This is a genomic window from Yersinia intermedia, assembly GCF_900635455.1.
GTDB lineage: Bacteria > Pseudomonadota > Gammaproteobacteria > Enterobacterales > Enterobacteriaceae > Yersinia > Yersinia intermedia.
Genome location: NZ_LR134116.1, coordinates 612,170 through 630,839, shown reverse-complemented (window position 1 = coordinate 630,839; position 18,670 = coordinate 612,170). Strand labels below are relative to the sequence as shown.

The window sequence follows — 18,670 nt, the reverse complement described above, 5'->3', positions numbered from 1 at the left end:
CTTATTCCCCCTACGTCTTCGCTACCAAGCACTTTTTGCCAATGAAAAAAGCGAAGCTACCCGCAGCATTTCGTATAACTTTGTAAAGTCTGCCGTTGGCAAGCCCCCACGCTTTAATTTCATACATGTTTCCCCTATTCTAGAGGGTACATACTGGGAAAGGGCACAAAAGCCCGGAAATGAGACAAATAATGATGAAACGGACTCAAAACATCAATCAAGAGACTTTCCGTAAATCCTGGCGCAGTTACCGTCTTGCGCCAGTAGCGTTAGCTGTCAGTGCTGTATTTATGCTAGCTGGCTGTGAAAAAACCGATGAAACCGTCTCTTTGTATCAAAATGCTGATGATTGCTCTCAGGCGAATCCGTCCAAGAGCGCAGAATGCACCACCGCTTACAACACGGCATTACAAGAAGCGGCTAAAACTGCACCAAAATATGCGACCCGTGAAGACTGTGTGGCAGAATTTGGTGAATCTCAGTGTACTCAGGCTCCAGCCCAAGCTGGCATGGTACCAACATCTTCATCATCTTCTGGCGAAACCACAGCAGCCGCACCACAGCAAAGCGGCAGTATGTGGATGCCATTAATGGCTGGTTATATGATGGGCCGAATGATGGGCGGTGGCGCAAGTCAGCCGTTATTTACGTCGAAAGCACCCAATAGCCCTGCGAATGGCAAGTTTGTTGATGCGACAGGCAAAAACTTTGGTTCAGCCACCACTGGCCGCACCATGAACGTACCAAGAACCGCCATGGCACCTAAACCTGCGGTAACCAACACCATCACTCGTGGTGGCTTTGGTGAGTCCGTGGCTAAGCAGTCTTCTATGCAACGTAGTGCCGCGACATCATCTAAAACCAGTACACGCAGCATGGGTGGTTAAGGTCTGATTAATGAAACGTTTAGCGATTAGCGAACGCCCAGACTGGCGTGAGAAAGCCACCGAATTCGGTTTCCGCTTCCACACCATGTATGGCGAGCCGTACTGGTGTGAGGATGCGTATTACGAATTCACACTGGCACAGATTGAAGAGCTGGAAGAAACTACCGCAGAATTGCATCAGATGTGTCTGCAAGTGGTTGAGAAAGTAGTAAATAGCGATCAACTGATGGCAAAATTCCGCATTCCAAAACACTGCTGGGATTTTGTTCGTAGCTCATGGCGAATTCAACAGCCATCGCTCTATTCCCGCCTTGATCTGGCGTATGACGGCATAAATCCAGCAAAACTGCTGGAAAATAATGCGGATACCCCAACGTCATTGTATGAAGCCGCCTTTTTCCAATGGTTATGGTTGGAAGATCAGATCAACGCAGGCAATTTGAGTCAGGATTCTGATCAATACAACAGCATGCAAGAGAAGTTGATTGAGCGCTTTGTCGATCTGCGTGATAACCATGGTTTTAGCTTACTGCATCTGGCCTGTTGTCAGGACAGCGAAGAAGATCGTGGCACAGTGCAATATTTGCAAGATTGTGCGCTGGAAGCGGGTCTACCGACTGAATTCATGTTTATGGAAGAGATCGGCTTAGGGGAGAAAGGGCAATTTACTGATCTGGATAATCAGGTTATCAGTAATTTATTCAAACTCTATCCGTGGGAGTTTATGTTCCGTGAAATGTTCTCAACCAAGTTGGAAGATGCTGGCGTGCGCTGGCTGGAACCTGCGTGGAAGAGCATAATCTCTAATAAAGCCTTATTGCCGCTGCTGTGGGAGATGTTCCCAAATCACCCTAACCTGTTGCCTGCTTACTTTGCCGAAGATGACCATCCGAAGATGGACCATTATGTCACCAAGCCGCTGTTCTCACGGGAAGGTGCCAATATCCAGATAGTGGAAAACGGTAAAGAAGTTGCCCGAGTTGACGGGCCATACGGGGAAGAAGGCATGATTGTGCAGCAATTCCATCCGCTGCCTAAGTTCGGCGACAGCTATACCCTGATAGGTAGCTGGCTGGTGAATGATCAACCCTGTGGCATTGGTTTGCGTGAAGACAGAGAACTGATTACCCAAGATCTGTCGCGTTTTTACCCGCATATTATTTTGGGCTAAGGCTGCGCATAATTTAAGGGAAAGCACTGGCTTTCCCTCAGACTGCTGACAAGATCAAATGAAGGGGAAACACTCCGTTGGGGCTACTTTTAGTTTCAAATACAAGTGTGTAAACCGCCTGAACGCCCGTAGGAGTGGTCACCCGCTGGCTCGCTGACTTTATCAGTTCAAACCTTTCTTTTATAACGTCGAACTATCCAATTCTTACCGACAACATACTGAGCGACCCCATCTCTATCCCATCAGTAGGAATCGAAATCGGCTCAACGCCATCCCAGCTCCCCAGCACATACAAAAGTGGCAGATAATGCTCTGGCGACGGATTAGATAGCGCGGCCCCTTCATGTTGCATAAAGTTCACTAAAGGATGGTTATCGCCCTGATAGTTAAGGTTATCTCGTACAAATTGATTGAAAGATTCAGCCCAAGGATACGGACTGCTATCACCCTGCCATCTGACCATACGCAAGTTATGCACGACGTTACCACTGGCGACAATCATCACACCCTGCTCACGCAGCACCGCCAGCTTGCAACCTAACTCATAGTGATAAGCCGCGGGTTGGGTACCATCAATACTCAATTGCACCACCGGAATATCAGCTTCAGGGTACATTTTAATCAATACCCCCCAGCTACCGTGGTCCAGCCCCCATTCACTGGTATCAGCCCGCACAGCAATAGGCGCCAGTAATTGCTGAACTTGTGCCGCCAGTTCCGGTGAACCCGGCGCTGGATATTCGGTATCAAATAACGCCTGAGGGAAGCCACCAAAATCGTGGATAGTCCGGGGTTGCTCCATTGCGGTGACCGCGGTACCACGGGTATACCAGTGGGCGGAGACGGCCAGAATCGCCTTAGGACGCGGTAAAATCTCACCCAACGTACGCCATGCTTGAGTGTGACTATTTTCTTCCAGCACGTTCATCGGGCTACCGTGGCCGAGAAACAGTGCAGGCATACGAGAGGTGTTCATAAGAAATCCTTACTGTTAAAAGAAAAAATGGCGTTTAAAACTATAAGAAATACATTACGCGCTTTTTTTTCATTACACAGCCAGATAACAGTGATGAAGATATTCAATAAATTTGAATGGGGAAATCAGAGAAGGCGTCGCGCAGGGATCATGGCGTTATCGGCAATAACCGGGCCACACTTTATTCAGGAAAATAAAGGCAGCCCGGTGTTCAAATCACGTTATCAACAGACAATATCCGTTGATATCGCCATCCTATTAGCTGGCTTTTCTTGCCTGAGACTGGAGGTAATCAGACAAGTCATCAATTGTCACTACCGGCATATCATGCAATTTAGCGAACTCAATAACCTCTGGTGCATGGGCCATGCTGCCATCGTCATTAGTCAGTTCACACAACACACCTGCTGGCTTGTAGCCTGCCAATGTTGCCAGATCGATAGAGGCTTCGGTATGACCACGACGCGATAATACGCCGCCTACTTGACCACGCAGTGGGAATACATGGCCTGGACGGTTAAGATCCGCAGGTTTAGCGTTGTCAGTAATAGCCGCGCGAATAGTCGTCAAACGGTCCGCCGCAGAAACGCCGGTCGTCACACCTTTAGCGGCTTCAATTGTCACGGTAAATGCCGTCTGGAACTGGCTGGAGTTATTGGCCACCATCATCGGCAAATCAAGCTGCTGGCGGCGTTCTTCAGTGATACACAGACACACAATGCCACTACCGTGGCGGATGGTCAGTGCCATTTGCTCAACAGTCATTGCTTCGGCCGCAAAGACGATATCACCTTCGTTTTCCCGACTTTCGTCGTCCAACACCATAACACCACGGCCATTACGCAATGCGTCGACAGCACGTTCTACACGCTCAACAGGCGTGCCAAAATCTGATAGAAGGGTCTGATTCATGGTAAGAAACCTCATTAAAATTATGGATTACCAGAATCAGGGCGGTCTTGAGGAGTAAAAGGCCTCTCTTTCATATATAGCACTGCTTCATATATAAATAGAAATAGCCGAAATAACGCAAGCGAGCTATAAGCTCGGCAGATACCGTTACTCTCTCCCATCCGGACTATAACCGTCGGCCCCGGAATCACACCGGGTCTGCTGACCTCTACCTTGCTCCCTTTTTAACAAGAGAAACAACGTGAGCGCTCGCGGGCTTTTGCACCACGACACAGATATGCCGCAACACAATTTACCGCCGGTGGGGACTTGCACCCCGCCCTGAGAATAAGCCCTACAACTATAGCGCTATTGATTCGTCTGGGCAATTACCAAAATGTAGATGTTTGGAGGTTTATACAATCAACGTGAGGCATTACACTAATAAGCAGTAATCCACATCTCATTAGGGAAATATCATGATTGACCCGAAAAAAATTGAACAAATCGCCCGCCAGGTGCATGAGTCTATGCCGAAAGGAATTCGCGAATTCGGGGACGACGTCGAAAAGAAAATCCGTCTGGTGCTGCAATCGCAATTAACACGACTGGATTTGGTTAATCGTGAAGAGTTCGACGTGCAGACTCAAGTGTTGCTGCGCACCAGAGAGAAACTGGCGCTATTGGAACAACGCGTGACAGAGCTGGAAGCCAAATTCAGTACTGTTCCAGCCGTTATTGATGATAACAACGGTAATGACAAAACCGGCGAATAGCGCTTGGTAGCATGTCATTCGTGATGATCAGGGCGCAGTTCGATATCGCGCCCTGAGTTTACGAGGATATTGCCGCTGGCCGCATTCTGGAAAGAAGCATCCACAAGAGGAAAAACATCAGCAAAGCATATAAACTTTTCCAACCTATCATTACCAGCAATACACAGCACAGAATACCGCCAATCACCGACATCACCCGCGAGCGCCCGCTCAATAAGCGAATCCCCGCCAGCATACATAACAAATAAATCAGCACAAAAATGCCATTGGCATAAACAATCAGCAGGTCCAGTGGCAGCGATAGCCAATAAATCAGTAACGCAAATACCAGGCAACTCCCCACCACGGCAGTAAGTGCATTAACCGGCGTTTGCCCGGCAGAAAGCTGCGCAAGTTTGCTTTCAGGCCGAACCTGCGCCTGCGACCACACCATGCGGGCAAAACTCTGGGTATAGATATTGACACTGGCAAAACAGGCCAGATAGCCAATAATGCACGCTATCCACAGCGCATGCTGACCAAAAAGTTGCACTACAATGCCCGGCAACGACGCCGCAGCCGCCTGTTGTTCGCCATAAGCATGGAAATGCAACACCGCCACGGTACAGCCCCAATACACTGCACCAGCAACGAGTAAGCCAACGATCAGTGCGCGTGGGAAATCACGTTCGGGATGGCGGAATTCTGTCGCCAAGTGTGCAAAGGCTTCTAAGCCGACAAAACACCAGAACATTACGGCCAACGCGTTGAACATATTCGGTGGAGAAATATCTTGTAGTTTTGGCCAAGGTATCTGTGATGGATGAATCTCACCCTGCCACCAAATAGCCACCACCAGCGCAATGACCAGTAATGCTATCAATGTTTGCACATTGGCGCTGGAACCGGCACTGCGCGTGCCAAGCAACCAAATAACCAGCAAAGTGACCAGTTGCACCATCAGCAACCCAGTATCGCTCCAGCCGAATGTCGCCTGCCAAAAACCGGCAGCAATTTGCAAGGCGGCGGGTAAACCAACGGGAATAACAGACAAGAATAGCCAGCCAGTGACATTACCCAGTTTCGGGCCAAAGGCCATCGTCACGAAGTGGGCAGCCCCTGCGGCACTAGGGAAATCGCGGCCTAGAGCAGCAAACGCGATAGCAATCGGAAAAACCAGTACAATTAATACCGGCCAGGCCCATAGACTGTCGTCTCCGGCCAGCATCGCCGCCAGTGCTGGAACCGCAAAAACGCCCGTTCCCAGCAGTGAGGTGGACAGCAACCCGACTCCCTGTGCCAGACTCAACTCCTGTTTTAGTCCACCCACCCATATCCCCTTCTTAATTGAAGTTGCAGCGGTGTTAGCTGCTCTCTTTCACCCGAATCACTGACTCAAGTCAGCTCATCGGAATTATCTCGTTTGCTGCCTGGCTGCAACTTCAAGGCCGAAGGGCATTTAGCCTCGGCCATTCTTGATTGACTGAATAATATTGGTGGTGGAAACTCCATCCTCAAAATTCAGTACTTTAACCTCGCCGCCTGCGGCCCAAACCTCGGCACTGCCTGCGATCTCATCCGGCTTATAATCACCGCCTTTCACCAGCAGATCCGGCAGAATATCGGCAATTAAGCGCTGCGGCGTATCTTCTTCAAACGGCACCACCCAATCCACAGCTTCCAACGCACCTAATACAATCATGCGCTGATCAAGTGGGTTAACTGGCCGTTTTTCGCCTTTCAAGCGTTTGGTAGAGGCATCGCTGTTCACTGCCACAATCAGGCGGTCACCCAGCTTACGGGCGTTAGCCAAATAAGAGACATGACCCGCATGGAGAATGTCAAAAATGCCATTGGTCATGACCACTTTTTCACCACGCTGACGGGCCTGCGCAACGGCTTTTTTCAGTTGTTGCTCATCCATCACCCCAAAACCGGTTTCCGCACGACCACGAATGGCATTTTCCAGCTCAATCGGTGAAACCGTTGAGGTACCTAACTTACCAACAACGACACCGGCGGCAGCATTAGCCAGGAAGCATGACTCTTCAAGCGTATTACCCGCAGCCAGTGCCGCAGCCAATACCCCAATCACCGTATCACCCGCACCGGTCACATCGAACACTTCCTGCGCCTGAGTGGGTAGATGTAATGGGGGTTTCCCCGGTTGCAACAGTGTCATCCCTTGTTCGGAGCGAGTCACCAACAGAGCTGAAAGCTCAAAGTCAGCCACCAGCTTCATGCCACGGCTGACCAGCTCTTCTTCATTTTTACAGTGACCGACGACGGCTTCAAATTCGGATAAGTTAGGGGTCAACAGTGTTGCGCCGCGATAACGCTCAAAATCGCTGCCTTTAGGATCGATAAGTACTGGAACTTTCGCATTACGTGCCAGTTGGATCATCAGCTGCACACTGTTCAATGCACCTTTGGCATAATCGGATAGCACCAGTGCGCCAATCTGTGGCAGCGCCTGCTGGATGCGATCAAAGATAGGTTGCGGATCAACACCGTCAAAACCTTCTTCAAAATCCAGACGGATCAACTGTTGATTACGGGAAAGTACCCGCAATTTGGTAATCGTTGGATGGGTAGGCACCGAAACAAAGTCGCAGCGCACCTGTACTTCATTCAGCTTATTGGTCAGCGCCCGCGCAGCATCGTCGATGCCGGTCAACCCAACTAAACGAGAGATAGCGCCAAGGGATGCGATGTTCATCGCCACGTTTGCAGCACCACCGGGGCGCTCTTCGATGGTATCAACTTTAACAACTGGCACCGGTGCTTCTGGTGAGATCCGGCTGGTTGGTCCATACCAATAACGGTCTAACATGACATCACCAACGACTAATACACCGGCGCGGCGAAAATCAGGCAGCGTGACTTTCATACGTTAGCCCCCCAAAGTGAGCTGTTATTAACCCCGAAAACACACATCTCTTCGCTCCAATTTTGTGTTTGTTATACTCTAAATAATTCGAGTTGCAGGACGGCGGCAAGCGCTGGCCCATAGGGTGAGCTTCATAGAGGCTCATAATCCCGACGAGCTTACTTATTTCTTAAGGTCAAGACCAGTAAGTGATTCGGGTGATTGAGCGCGGCCAACACACATGCAGCTTGAAGTATGACGAATATATGTGGTGCCGGATAATATCACAGGCACCTGGCATACTATGAATAACCGCCGTACCCAGTAATCACGGGCACTGCTGTATTTTATCTTATTCGCTGGCAACAATATCTGACGTCACCAGCCATTTCCGCCAACTGGCAGCAACCTGCTCTCTTTCGGTGATAAAACTGTCAGCAGAAACCTTACTGGATAGCTCCTGCAATGCCAGATGATGAATCTCATCTCGCATGGTGACATAAGCACGGGTCAGTGCCGCTGCCTCTTGCGGTGCCATGATGTCGTAATTGGCCATCAACTCAAAAATACGCACGTTATCTGACCAACGGGTCAAGCGTGGTTCGTTGGCCGCATAGCGCAACACCAGATATTGCGCGATAAACTCAATATCGGTAATCCCCCCCTCATCTGCCTTAATATCGAAGACGCCACGCTGTTTGCTGCCCAGATGGTTGCGCATTTTCTCTCGCATTTCGCGCACTTCCTGCTGCAATTGCGGATCTTCACGATGACGGCACAGGATTTGCTGGCGGATAGTATCAAACTGTTGATGTAATTGAGGATCACCGTAAACGATCCGCGCGCGAACCAGTGCCTGATGCTCCCAGGTCCAAGCCTCATGCTGTTGGTAATCGGCAAAAGCTTCAACGGTGCTGACCAGCATGCCCGCCTCACCCGATGGCCGCAGGCGAGCATCCACTTCATATAGAATGCCTGACGAGGTGCGAGTGCTGAACAAATGCATTACGCGCTGGGCCAAACGCAGGTAGAACTGACGGCCGTCTATGCTGCGCTCGCCATCAGTCATCACATCCAGCGGGCAATCGAGCAAGAAAACCAGATCCAAATCTGAGCTATAACCTAACTCCCAGCCCCCTAACTTGCCATAACCAATCACGGCGAACCCACGGCCTTCCCGCTGCTGTAGATGGCTTGGCTGGCCATAGCGAGCCACCATCTGCCCCCAGGCTTGCTGAATAACCGCATCAATCATGGCTTCTGCCAGATAAGTTAAGTGATCGCTCACTTTCATTACTGGCAGCGCCTCGGTGATATCACCAGCGGCAATGCGCAATTGCTGGGCTTGTTTAAATTGGCGCAACGCCTCAAGTTGCTGCTCCTCGTCATCTTCTGGCACCCGCAATAAGTATTGGCGCAATTCATCACGATAAGCACCGGGTTCCAAGGGCTGATAGAACGATTGCGGATCGAGCAACTCATCCAATAACAGCGGGTAGCGGGCCAATTGGCTGGCCACCATCGGCGAGGCTGAACACAAGCGAATAACATGTTTCAATGCCGCATGGTATTCCACCAGTAATTCGAGGTAAGTGGTGCGAGTAACGATGCTCAGCAGCAACTGAATCAAGCGGCTGAGGGCGACATTGGCGTCGGGGCGCGAGCAAACCTCGGAGAACAAGCGCGGCATCAGTTGATCCAGCACCTCACGGCCCCGAGGCCCAATGGTCCGTTTATCAACGTCATGGCGGAAATGATTAATCGTCGTCAACAACTGCCGGCAGGCTGATTCGTCTAAATGCGGTGTGAGAGGGGCTAAATCACGCTCTTCCAGCGCATCCTGCCATAAGCTTTTATATAAACCATGGCGGGGATCTTCACCGATATCGGGGGTATCATCGCCGATCAGATCATTAAATACCAAACGCACAGCCTGCATATGGTATTCCAGTGCCACACTCATTGCCGCCCAGTCGGTATACCCCATGCCCCAAGCTAATCGGGCCTGATTCAGCGCATCACTGGGTAACGTTTGGGTTTGTTCATCAGCAATAGCTTGCAGCAGATTTTCCAAACGGCGCAAAAACAGATAACTGCTACTGAGATCACTCACTTGTTGTGGTGGTAATAAACCCAGCTCGGCGACTGCCTGCAACGTCGGTAGTAAAGCCCGCTCTTGCAAGCGCGGTTCACGGCCACCACGAATAAGCTGAAATACTTGCGTGATAAATTCGATTTCACGAATACCACCGGCACCCAGCTTAATGTTGTCTTTCAGGCCACGCCGCCGGACCTCACGGGCAATCATCCCTTTCATGTTACGTAGCGATTGGATCACGCTGAAATCAATATAGCGGCGGAAGACGAAGGGCCGCAGCATCTGGCGCAGCTCCTTACTGTAATGGTCTTCAGCTCCGCCCATCAGACGTGCCTTAACCATTGCATAGCGTTCCCAGTCACGGCCCTGCTCTTGGTAATAATCTTCCAGTGCGGCAAAACTCAGTACCAGCGGGCCACTGTCACCAAACGGGCGTAGACGCATATCCACCCGATAGACAAAGCCATCAATGGTTTGCTGATCCAACGCTTTAATCAGCCGTTGGCCCAAGCGGGTGAAGAACTGGGCATTATCCAACTGGCGACGCCCACCCTGGGTCTGGCCGTTTTCTGGGTAGGCAAAAATCAGATCGATATCAGAGGAAAAATTCAGTTCACCGCCGCCTAATTTGCCCATGCCCAAAATCAGCAACGGCTGCGGGACACCCTCGGCATTAGATGGTGTACCGAACTCACGACAACAAGCCTGATACAACCAATCGCGCGCCGCCAGAATCAGGCTTTCAGCCAACCCACTCAGTTGTTGCAAGGTATCGGTAGTCGCACTGGTTTGCCGTGTTTGTGACCAGGCAATGCGCACCATTATCCGGCGGCGAAACAGCCGCAATGCGGCTAATAATGCTGCTTCGTCCTGTACCTCGGCCAACGCCAGATTTAACCATTGTGGATAAAATTGCCACTCCTGCGGTTGCGGGGGTTGCTGATGCAACTCTTCCAGCCACTCAGGGTGAATCAGTAACATATCACTGACAAAATCACTCAACGCCAGTACAGGGATATCTTCTTCGTGTAAATCTGGCGGAGCCGGTAACTCATAAAAGCGCTGTTGTATATTCTGCGCCTGAAGCTGTAATTCCGAAGAGAGTGGCAACATAAAGCATTCATTCCTCAAGCAGCTATCTATTAACTTGCAGCACCGTTCAGCCAAAAGGCTGCCTGCGCGAGTGCTTCCTTACGGGCGGTATCACGCCAGTGGCCCTGACGGTACATAATCTCTTGCTGCAAACCAAACCAGCCATCGATATACGGCAACCATTCACTCTGCGGATAGAAGCCGGAAAGCAATTGGAAAGACATGATCTGCCGGTTTAAACGCGGAAGTTGCGCCAAATAACCATCGTCATCCAGATGGTGACCAAAAGCGTCTTTCAGATCAGCGGCACTGCGGCTCAACATGATGTCGCAGAAACGTTTAAATGAACCCTCAAACTTGGCTTGTGCTTTGGCATCCATAAATGGCCGCCAGCCGGAGGTCACTAGCCAAGATGTGAGCGCTAACTTACATTTTAGGTAATCAGTGCTATAGCAAAGCTGCTCAGCATCGACATTCTTCGGTTCTAACTGCGGTTCAAGTGCCAGTAGCCCAGCACGCAATTCAGTACTGGCCTTGCGCGGTACCAAGCCACCGAAAATAGCTAATGACTGCCGCACCATCGCCAATGCCTCAATAACCATTGCTTTGGCGGCCGGTTCGCCACCTAACCACAGCTCTTCGTGGTATTGCCAATGATCCAACGCCATCTCAAGCCCTGCCACCATGCCTTGCTCAACGGTGGATTTCGCCGCTGGCTGCAAGACCAGTAACGGGCGCAACTCACGCGGTGGATTACCTTGCGCTAAATGATAGCCACGGGCTGCTTTACTCAGATTGCCCTGCCGTAAACCGCCAATTTGTGCCAGTTCTGCCGCCAATGCCAGTAAATCTGCCTGATTGCCTTTTTTCAGTTCCAGCTCAATTTCGTGCAAGGGTTCCGACAGCTCACCTGCACTGATAGTGCCTTGATCAACAGCAAGCTCTATCTCGCTCTCACCGTAAGTAATTACCCACTTCTCTCGAGTGAAATCCGTGCGGAATAGCGGCTGCAGTTCTGCTTGTAATGTCTCAATCGCCCAACCTTCCGGCCAGATATCGGCAGGGAAACGCGCCAAATCTAATTGGTCACTATCAATATCGACGTTGTATTCAGGGCGTTGATGCAAACCACCGACCACTTTACCGCCGGTCTTAACCGTCATTTCGTAACGGCCATCATAACCACGAATGCGTAAGCCAATATCATGCTGGCGCAGCCGCTTATCGGCAGTTTCAAAATAGATATTGGTCAACGTCTGCGGCGCAGAATGCTGGTTTTGCCAGGATGTAAGCCGCTCGGGCAACGCGGCAATGGCCGCAGGAGTAGCAATAAACTTTAATTCTATTTCAACGGTCATAATTTCATTCACACCGGTATGTTGCGAGATTACGGGCATTATGCCTCTTTCGCGGCGATTTGCCTGTTTTACACAGACTTCGCTATTTTACACAAAAAAGCCGCGCGGCAGCCCTGAGTCAACCCCTATTTTAACAGGTCTGCCATAAGGCTTCATAAGACAAATTTTTAGTGCGGTTAAAATGAACAACAAAGTGGCTAAAGCCGCGCTGGCTATGAGAGTAAGATAGTTCTCATTCCGGTTTATGCGTTGCGTCGGCAAACTGAACACACTACTATCGTTCCATAAATTCACTCATAAATGACTCTCTAATGCTGAAAATACGCCTAATTTGCCTCGCGATACTCAGTCTCAGTATCTCCTGGGGCGCGCACGCTGAAGAAAAACGCTACATCTCTGATGAGCTGGATACCTACGTTCATAGCGGTCCCGGTAACCAATATCGTATTGTTGGCACGCTAAAAGGCGGGGATGAAGTTACCCTGATAAGCGTTGATGACAGCACAAGTTATGGGCAAATTCGTGACAGTAAAGGGAAAACAACTTGGATCCCGCTTAGTCAATTGAGTGAAACACCCAGTTTACGCATTCGGGTACCTGACCTTGAACAACAAGTCAAAACCCTGACAGATAAGCTGGCTAATATTGATAATAGCTGGAATCAGCGCACCGCTGAAATGCAGCAGAAAGTGGCTGCCAGCGATAGCGTGATTTCTGAACTGCAAAAAGAAAATGAGTCACTTAAAAATCAGTTAGTGGTTGCTCAGAAGAAAGTCAGCGCCGTGAATCTGCAATTAGATGACAAACAGCGTACCATTATCCTGCAATGGTTTATGTACGGTGGCGGTGTTGCCGGTATCGGCTTGCTTCTCGGCCTGGTATTGCCACATCTGATCCCAAGCCGCAAAAAGAACAACCGCTGGATGAACTGATAGCAGTTTAATCAAACGGTAAAATCGACGCGTTCGGCTGCCCGTCAGGGTGGCCTGCTTGTTTAATCTGCCCTCATCCCCAACTATACTGAAATAAACCTTTGTCTCCAGCGCCAAGCCCACAGTCATTGGCGGTATCGCCAGGCGGCAAAATGTGATTCAAGTGAGCAGCTAACAACGCTATAACGTCAAGAACGAAGGGTTAACATGAAAATCTATCTGGTCGGCGGCGCGGTACGCGATAGCCTATTAAATCTGCCGGTCACCGAACAGGATTGGGTCGTGGTGGGGTGCACCCCGGAACAGTTACTCACACAGGGTTATCAGCAGGTCGGTAAAGACTTCCCCGTTTTTCTGCACCCAGTCAGCCATGAAGAGTACGCACTGGCTCGTACCGAGCGCAAATCCGGCGCAGGTTACACCGGTTTTACCTGCTACGCCGCGCCAGATGTCACACTGGAAGAGGATTTATTGCGCCGCGATTTGACTATCAATGCCATTGCCCGTAGCGCTGATGGGGAATTGATTGATCCCTACCACGGCCAACAAGATTTAGAAAACAGAGTGCTGCGTCATGTCTCCGACGCCTTTGGTGAAGATCCATTACGTGTTTTACGAGTTGCCCGTTTCGCCGCTCGTTTTGCTCATTTAGGTTTTAGCATCGCCACCGAGACTCAATCTTTAATGGCGGCCATGGCACAAAGTGGCGAGCTATCGGCACTGACGCCAGAGCGAGTATGGAAAGAAACCGAGAAAGCGCTGAAAACGCAAAGCCCACAGATCTATTTTCAGGTGTTACGTGATTGCGGTGCGCTGGTGGTGCTATTCCCAGAAATTGAGCGTTTATTTGGCGTACCCGCCCCCGAAAAGTGGCATCCAGAAATTGATACTGGGATCCATACGCTGATGACATTGGCAATTGCGGCTCAACTCAGCCCTGAGGTTGATATCCGTTTTGCCGCTCTCTGCCATGATTTAGGTAAGGGTCTGACACCGAAAGAATTTTGGCCGCACCACCACGGCCACGGTCCGGCTGGGGTTAAATTGGTTGAACAGCTATGTCAACGCTTACGGGTACCGAATCCGATACGTGACTTGGCGAAACTGGTGGCGGAATACCATGATCTTATCCATACGGTGAATAAGCTCCGCCCCGAAACCCTGCTCAAACTGTTCGATGCAATTGATGTGTGGCGCAAACCAGAACGCCTTGAGCAAATGATTATGACCAGTGAGGCAGATGCCCGTGGCCGTACCGGATTTGAAGAAAACCCCTATCCACAGGGGGACTATCTACGAGCCGCATACCATGTTGCCAACAGCGTGTCAGTGCAGGAAGTGGTAGCCAGCGGGTTACAAGGGTTGGCTATTCGCGACGAACTAAAACGCCGCCGCCAACAAGCATTAGCACAATGGAAACAAGCACAAGTAATCACATCAGAATAAAATCACTGATAAAAAAAAGCCCTGATTAATCAGGGCTTTTTTTATATTTAGCGGCACTTTTTATACCCTAAATAATTCGAGTTGCAGGAAGGCGGCAAGCGAGAGAACCCGATGAGCTTACATGAGTAAGTGATTCGGGTGATGAACGTAGCCAACGCACATGCAGCTTGAAGTATAACGGGTATGTTACATAAACACCCAATACACGGCTGCCGCGACCACAAAGCGATAGATGGCGAAAGGTACAAAAGAGATGCGTTTAATCAGTGAAAGGAAGGTTTTGATAGCAATCAGAGCGACGATAAATGCCGTGATAAACCCGACGGCAAACATCGGCAAATCACCTAACGTCAGGAAATGCAGGCTCTTATAAAGATCCAGCCCACTGGCCCCGATCATCATCGGCACCGCCAGGATGAAGGAGAACTCAGACGCGGCATAACGGTTAACGCCGACCAACATACCGCCAGAAATGGTGGCACCAGAACGGGAGAACCCCGGCCACAAGGCCAGACACTGGAAGCAGCCAATCGCGAAAGCCTGGCGGTAAGTAATATCATCCAAACCAACCGACTTCGGGTTTTTAGGTTTGAACCCTTCGGCGACCAGTAAAAGTACCCCACCCGCCACCAAGGCATACATGACATTTCTCGGATCAAACAGCGATTTGATGACATCATGGAATACCAACCCCAGCACCACGGCAGGGATCATTGCCAGTAAAATATGGCCCAATGTCAGATGGCCGCTGGTTTTTCCCTCATGAGGTACTGCACCAAAATGGATACCAATCAGGCCAAATAACCGCCGCCAGAACACCACGACAACCGCCAGAATCGACCCTAACTGAATGATGACTTCAAAGGTTTTTGCCTTGTCGCCGGTAAAGCCCAATAGCTCACCAACGATAATCATATGCCCAGTGGATGATACGGGTAAAAACTCCGTCAATCCCTCAACCACACCTAAAACAACAGCCACAAACAGCGAATACATATCCGTCATCTACGATACCCAATGCCATGTAATAGAAAACACAAAAAACGGCAATGTTACACAGCAGACGATTAACAAAACCATATGCTAAAAAAACAATGCCGTTCAAATTCGATAATTATCACACCATACAATCAGACTACATTATCTATTCAGGATTGCACTTTTATGTCATCACGACACAAAAAAAATCAGTTAGGCCGCTGACCACGCTCAATGAGCACACCGACATTACGGGCTTGTGCCACCGCCCCCGGTTTACTGACCTTAATCCGCACCCACGGTGATTGGAAACGCACTAATAGTAGCTCGGCTATCTCTTCTGCCACCCGTTCAACCAGGGCAAAGCGCTGTGACTCTACATGGTGTATCACCGCATCACTGATATCTGCATAGCTCAAGCAATCATTCACATCATCACTGGCAGCAGCTTTACGATTATCCCAGCCCATTTCGATATCGAACACCAGCTTCTGCTGGATGGTCTGCTCCCAGTCATAAACACCGATGGTGGTTATGACACTAAGTTCTTCAATAAATACGATGTCCATCACGTCATTCTCTGTTTTTGCGCCTGCCGGATACCACTTCCAGCGGAATATGCGTATTATCCACTGATGTTGCGATTAAAACGATCATTATTCAACAGGGCGGTGTTATGAGTGCTATCGCGCTTGGCATGATTATCTTCGCGTATATGTGTGGCTCTATTTCCAGTGCAATCCTGGTGTGTCGGGTTGCTAAGCTGCCAGATCCGCGTGAACATGGCTCCGGTAATCCCGGTGCAACCAACGTACTGCGCATCGGTGGTCGCGCAGCCGCAGCAACAGTGCTGATTTTCGATGTGCTGAAAGGCATGTTGCCCGTTTGGATTGCTTACCTACTGCACGTTTCCCCCCTGTATCTGGGCTTGACCGCTATCGCTGCCTGCCTTGGTCACATCTATCCGGTCTTTTTCCATTTTAAAGGTGGCAAGGGTGTTGCAACCGCTTTCGGTGCCATCGCACCCATTGGCTGGGATCTGACCGGCCTGATGACCGGTACTTGGCTACTAACGGTGTTATTGAGTGGGTATTCTTCTTTAGGCGCAATTATCAGTGCTCTGATCGCTCCCTTCTACGTTTGGTGGTTTAAACCACAATTCACCTTCCCGGTTGCCATGCTCTCTTGTCTGATTCTGATGCGTCACCACGATAATATTCAACGTTTATGGCGCGGCAAAGAAAGTAAAATCTGGGATAAGCTCAGAAAGAAAAAGCAGAAAACCCCGGCCGAAGAAGCCGCAGAGTTGGAACAGAAAGAAGATTGATTTTCCTCAAAACGAGAATGGCTGAGCGAGGCAAGGCGCAAAGGAATTGAGAGAGCGGAGCATACATCAGTATGTGAGCATCACGAGATGACGCAGCAACACCGCCACAGCCCCGCTCAGACTGCCAGCACCAATCTTAGAATGGCTGAGCGGGAGCGAGGCAAGGCGCAAGGAATTGAGAGAGCGGAGCATACATCAGTATGTGAGCATCACGAGATGACGCAGCAACACCGCCACAGCCCCGCTCAGACTTTCGGCAACTCGGCTAACGGCCACCGCGGCCTAACCGAAACACTCAACTCGCTGTTCACACCACTTTTCAGCCTGATCAACCCAGCATAGGCGATCATCGCGCCATTATCGGTACAAAACTCTGGCCGGGCGTAAAACACTTCACCGCCCCGTTTTTGCATCATCTCCGCCAGTTTTGAACGTAAAGTGCGGTTTGCACTGACGCCGCCGGCAATGACCAAACGTTTGAAACCGGTCTTATCCAGCGCGCGTTTGGATTTAATCGCCAGCGTATCAACCACCGCATCTTCAAATGCACGAGCGATATCAGCGCGGGTCTGATCATCGGTACCGTTAGCTCGGATAGTATTTGCAGCAAACGTTTTCAAACCAGAAAAACTGAAATCCAGCCCAGGGCGATCGGTCATTGGGCGCGGGAAGGTAAAACGCCCCGCCGTACCCTGTTGTGCCATACGCGACAACATCGGCCCTCCGGGATAGTCCAAACCTAATAATTTTGCTGTTTTATCAAAGGCTTCACCTGCCGCATCATCGACAGATTCCCCTAATAGCAGATACTCACCAATCCCCGTCACGCTAATCAACTGAGTGTGACCGCCGGATACCAGCAGCGCGACAAACGGGAACTCTGGTGCGTTATCTTCCAACATTGGTGCCAATAGGTGGCCTTCCATATGGTGGACCGGCACTGCCGGAACCCCCCACGCAAATGCCAATGCGCGGCCGACTGTCGCCCCGACCAACAATGCGCCAACCAAACCAGGGCCTGCGGTATACGCCACGCCATCAATGTCTTTAGCGCTCAGATTGGCTTCTTTCAACGCAGCCTGAATCAGTGGCACAGTCTTGCGCACATGATCACGGGAAGCCAGTTCAGGCACTACACCGCCATAATCAGCATGCAATTTAACCTGACTGTACAATTGGTTAGCTAACAGACCGGTTTCATCGTCATACACTGCAATCCCGGTTTCATCGCAGGACGTCTCTATACCCAAAACTCGCATTACATTTCCCATCATTCACGTGCGGCCGATAGTTTAGCATAACAGTACAGCCCGTCATGACTTCTGATCCTAAATTGGCCGACAAACAGGCAATTTGAACAATCCGACTGCATGAATGTTGTTGATCGTTTTCACATTTGAAAAAAATGTTGATAAATTCGATCACAAGGCCTGTTTAGTATATAATCAGCGACCGTCGCACCCTCGGCACCAACTTTCTTGTAAAGAACGGGGGCGACATCACAGGGGCGTGCCTGTTTCAATTTGCTGTGGTGCTTTACAAAGCAGCATCCATTGAAGTAAAATTCCGCACCATTTTGAGAAGGCTGGCGATTGGCCAGCAGCAAACCGATTTCTATTGAGGTGAGAGGCACATGCCGGTAATTAAAGTACGTGAAAACGAGCCATTCGACGTAGCTCTTCGTCGTTTTAAACGCTCTTGCGAAAAAGCAGGTGTTTTAGCTGAAGTCCGTCGTCGTGAGTTCTATGAAAAACCGACTACCGAACGTAAACGCGCTAAAGCTTCTGCTGTAAAACGTCACGCGAAGAAATTGGCTCGCGAAAACGCACGCCGCACTCGTCTGTATTAATTCTTCGGGGGTAACCCCACCGCGTAGTTTTTTATGTTCTA

At 50.1% G+C, this 18,670-nt stretch carries 16 protein-coding genes and 1 riboswitch; of the genes, 7 read left to right on the top strand and 9 right to left on the bottom strand.

Translation table 11 applies throughout. The annotated features are described in order from the left end of the window. The first annotated feature begins 194 nt into the window (after positions 1 to 194). Together EL015_RS02880 and EL015_RS02875 are read left to right on the top strand one after the other, a co-directional pair. On the top strand, positions 195 to 887 hold the full coding sequence (locus EL015_RS02880; protein ID WP_032906952.1) for a DUF1190 family protein: 693 nt from the start codon (positions 195 to 197) through the stop codon (positions 885 to 887). A gap of 10 nt (positions 888 to 897) precedes the next feature. After that, the gene (locus EL015_RS02875) at positions 898 to 2,058 is read left to right on the top strand and encodes a glutathionylspermidine synthase family protein (protein WP_005188311.1); all 1,161 of its coding nucleotides are present in this window, start codon (positions 898 to 900) and stop codon (positions 2,056 to 2,058) included. Positions 2,059 to 2,251: 193 nt separating this feature from the next. Here EL015_RS02875 and ygiD read toward each other — a convergent pair whose 3' ends face one another. Both ygiD and ribB read right to left on the bottom strand, forming a co-directional pair. After that, positions 2,252 to 3,034, bottom strand: a complete 783-nt coding sequence (gene ygiD / locus EL015_RS02870) for a 4,5-DOPA-extradiol-dioxygenase (RefSeq protein ID WP_032906940.1) — start codon at positions 3,032 to 3,034, stop codon at positions 2,252 to 2,254. 258 nt (positions 3,035 to 3,292) lie between these two features. After that, positions 3,293 to 3,946, bottom strand: coding sequence for a 3,4-dihydroxy-2-butanone-4-phosphate synthase (ribB, locus tag EL015_RS02865; protein WP_005188313.1), 654 nt, complete (start codon positions 3,944 to 3,946; stop codon positions 3,293 to 3,295). 145 nt (positions 3,947 to 4,091) lie between these two features. Beyond that, positions 4,092 to 4,279, bottom strand: a riboswitch (FMN riboswitch). 125 nt (positions 4,280 to 4,404) lie between these two features. Here ribB and ubiK point away from each other — a divergent pair. After that, positions 4,405 to 4,701 (top strand): ubiquinone biosynthesis accessory factor UbiK, encoded by a 297-nt coding sequence (ubiK, locus tag EL015_RS02860; protein WP_005188316.1) that lies wholly within the window; start codon positions 4,405 to 4,407, stop codon positions 4,699 to 4,701. Positions 4,702 to 4,759: 58 nt separating this feature from the next. On the opposite strand, the gene yjeH is transcribed toward ubiK, so the two are convergent. The 4 genes from yjeH to EL015_RS02840 all read right to left on the bottom strand — a co-directional run bounded on the left by yjeH (position 4,760) and on the right by EL015_RS02840 (position 12,097). Then, complete coding sequence (gene yjeH / locus EL015_RS02855) at positions 4,760 to 6,010, bottom strand: L-methionine/branched-chain amino acid transporter (RefSeq protein ID WP_005188320.1); 1,251 nt, start codon at positions 6,008 to 6,010, stop codon at positions 4,760 to 4,762. Between the two features lie 129 nt (positions 6,011 to 6,139). Next, the gene (gene hldE, locus EL015_RS02850; RefSeq protein WP_005188323.1) at positions 6,140 to 7,570 is read right to left on the bottom strand and encodes a bifunctional D-glycero-beta-D-manno-heptose-7-phosphate kinase/D-glycero-beta-D-manno-heptose 1-phosphate adenylyltransferase HldE; all 1,431 of its coding nucleotides are present in this window, start codon (positions 7,568 to 7,570) and stop codon (positions 6,140 to 6,142) included. Between the two features lie 331 nt (positions 7,571 to 7,901). Next, complete coding sequence (gene glnE, locus EL015_RS02845; RefSeq protein ID WP_005188325.1) at positions 7,902 to 10,760, bottom strand: bifunctional [glutamate--ammonia ligase]-adenylyl-L-tyrosine phosphorylase/[glutamate--ammonia-ligase] adenylyltransferase; 2,859 nt, start codon at positions 10,758 to 10,760, stop codon at positions 7,902 to 7,904. A 29-nt stretch (positions 10,761 to 10,789) separates the two neighbouring features. Further along, the gene (locus EL015_RS02840) at positions 10,790 to 12,097 is read right to left on the bottom strand and encodes a CYTH domain-containing protein (protein ID WP_032906953.1); all 1,308 of its coding nucleotides are present in this window, start codon (positions 12,095 to 12,097) and stop codon (positions 10,790 to 10,792) included. A gap of 311 nt (positions 12,098 to 12,408) precedes the next feature. On the opposite strand from EL015_RS02840, the gene EL015_RS02835 reads away from it, so the two are divergent. Further along, on the top strand, positions 12,409 to 13,029 hold the full coding sequence (locus EL015_RS02835) for a TIGR04211 family SH3 domain-containing protein (protein ID WP_005188330.1): 621 nt from the start codon (positions 12,409 to 12,411) through the stop codon (positions 13,027 to 13,029). A 207-nt stretch (positions 13,030 to 13,236) separates the two neighbouring features. Next, a complete protein-coding gene (locus EL015_RS02830; protein WP_005188332.1) occupies positions 13,237 to 14,475 on the top strand; it encodes a multifunctional CCA addition/repair protein in 1,239 nt (412 codons plus the stop codon). Positions 14,476 to 14,661: 186 nt separating this feature from the next. Here EL015_RS02830 and bacA read toward each other — a convergent pair whose 3' ends face one another. Both bacA and folB read right to left on the bottom strand, forming a co-directional pair. Then, positions 14,662 to 15,480: an undecaprenyl-diphosphate phosphatase gene (bacA, locus tag EL015_RS02825; RefSeq protein ID WP_032907448.1), complete on the bottom strand. Its 819-nt coding sequence runs from the start codon at positions 15,478 to 15,480 to the stop codon at positions 14,662 to 14,664. A 182-nt stretch (positions 15,481 to 15,662) separates the two neighbouring features. Continuing rightward, entirely contained in the window at positions 15,663 to 16,022 is a 360-nt protein-coding gene (gene folB / locus EL015_RS02820) for a bifunctional dihydroneopterin aldolase/7,8-dihydroneopterin epimerase (RefSeq protein ID WP_005190360.1), read from the bottom strand. A 107-nt stretch (positions 16,023 to 16,129) separates the two neighbouring features. Here folB and plsY point away from each other — a divergent pair, with 107 nt between their 5' ends. Then, positions 16,130 to 16,780 carry a glycerol-3-phosphate 1-O-acyltransferase PlsY gene (gene plsY / locus EL015_RS02815; RefSeq protein WP_032907450.1) on the top strand — a complete coding sequence of 217 codons (651 nt, stop codon included), beginning with the start codon at positions 16,130 to 16,132 and terminating at the stop codon, positions 16,778 to 16,780. A 245-nt stretch (positions 16,781 to 17,025) separates the two neighbouring features. On the opposite strand, the gene tsaD is transcribed toward plsY, so the two are convergent. Then, entirely contained in the window at positions 17,026 to 18,039 is a 1,014-nt protein-coding gene (gene tsaD / locus EL015_RS02810; RefSeq protein ID WP_032907451.1) for a tRNA (adenosine(37)-N6)-threonylcarbamoyltransferase complex transferase subunit TsaD, read from the bottom strand. Between the two features lie 374 nt (positions 18,040 to 18,413). On the opposite strand from tsaD, the gene rpsU reads away from it, so the two are divergent. After that, positions 18,414 to 18,629: a 30S ribosomal protein S21 gene (rpsU, locus tag EL015_RS02805; protein WP_001144069.1), complete on the top strand. Its 216-nt coding sequence runs from the start codon at positions 18,414 to 18,416 to the stop codon at positions 18,627 to 18,629. Positions 18,630 to 18,670 lie beyond the last annotated feature (41 nt).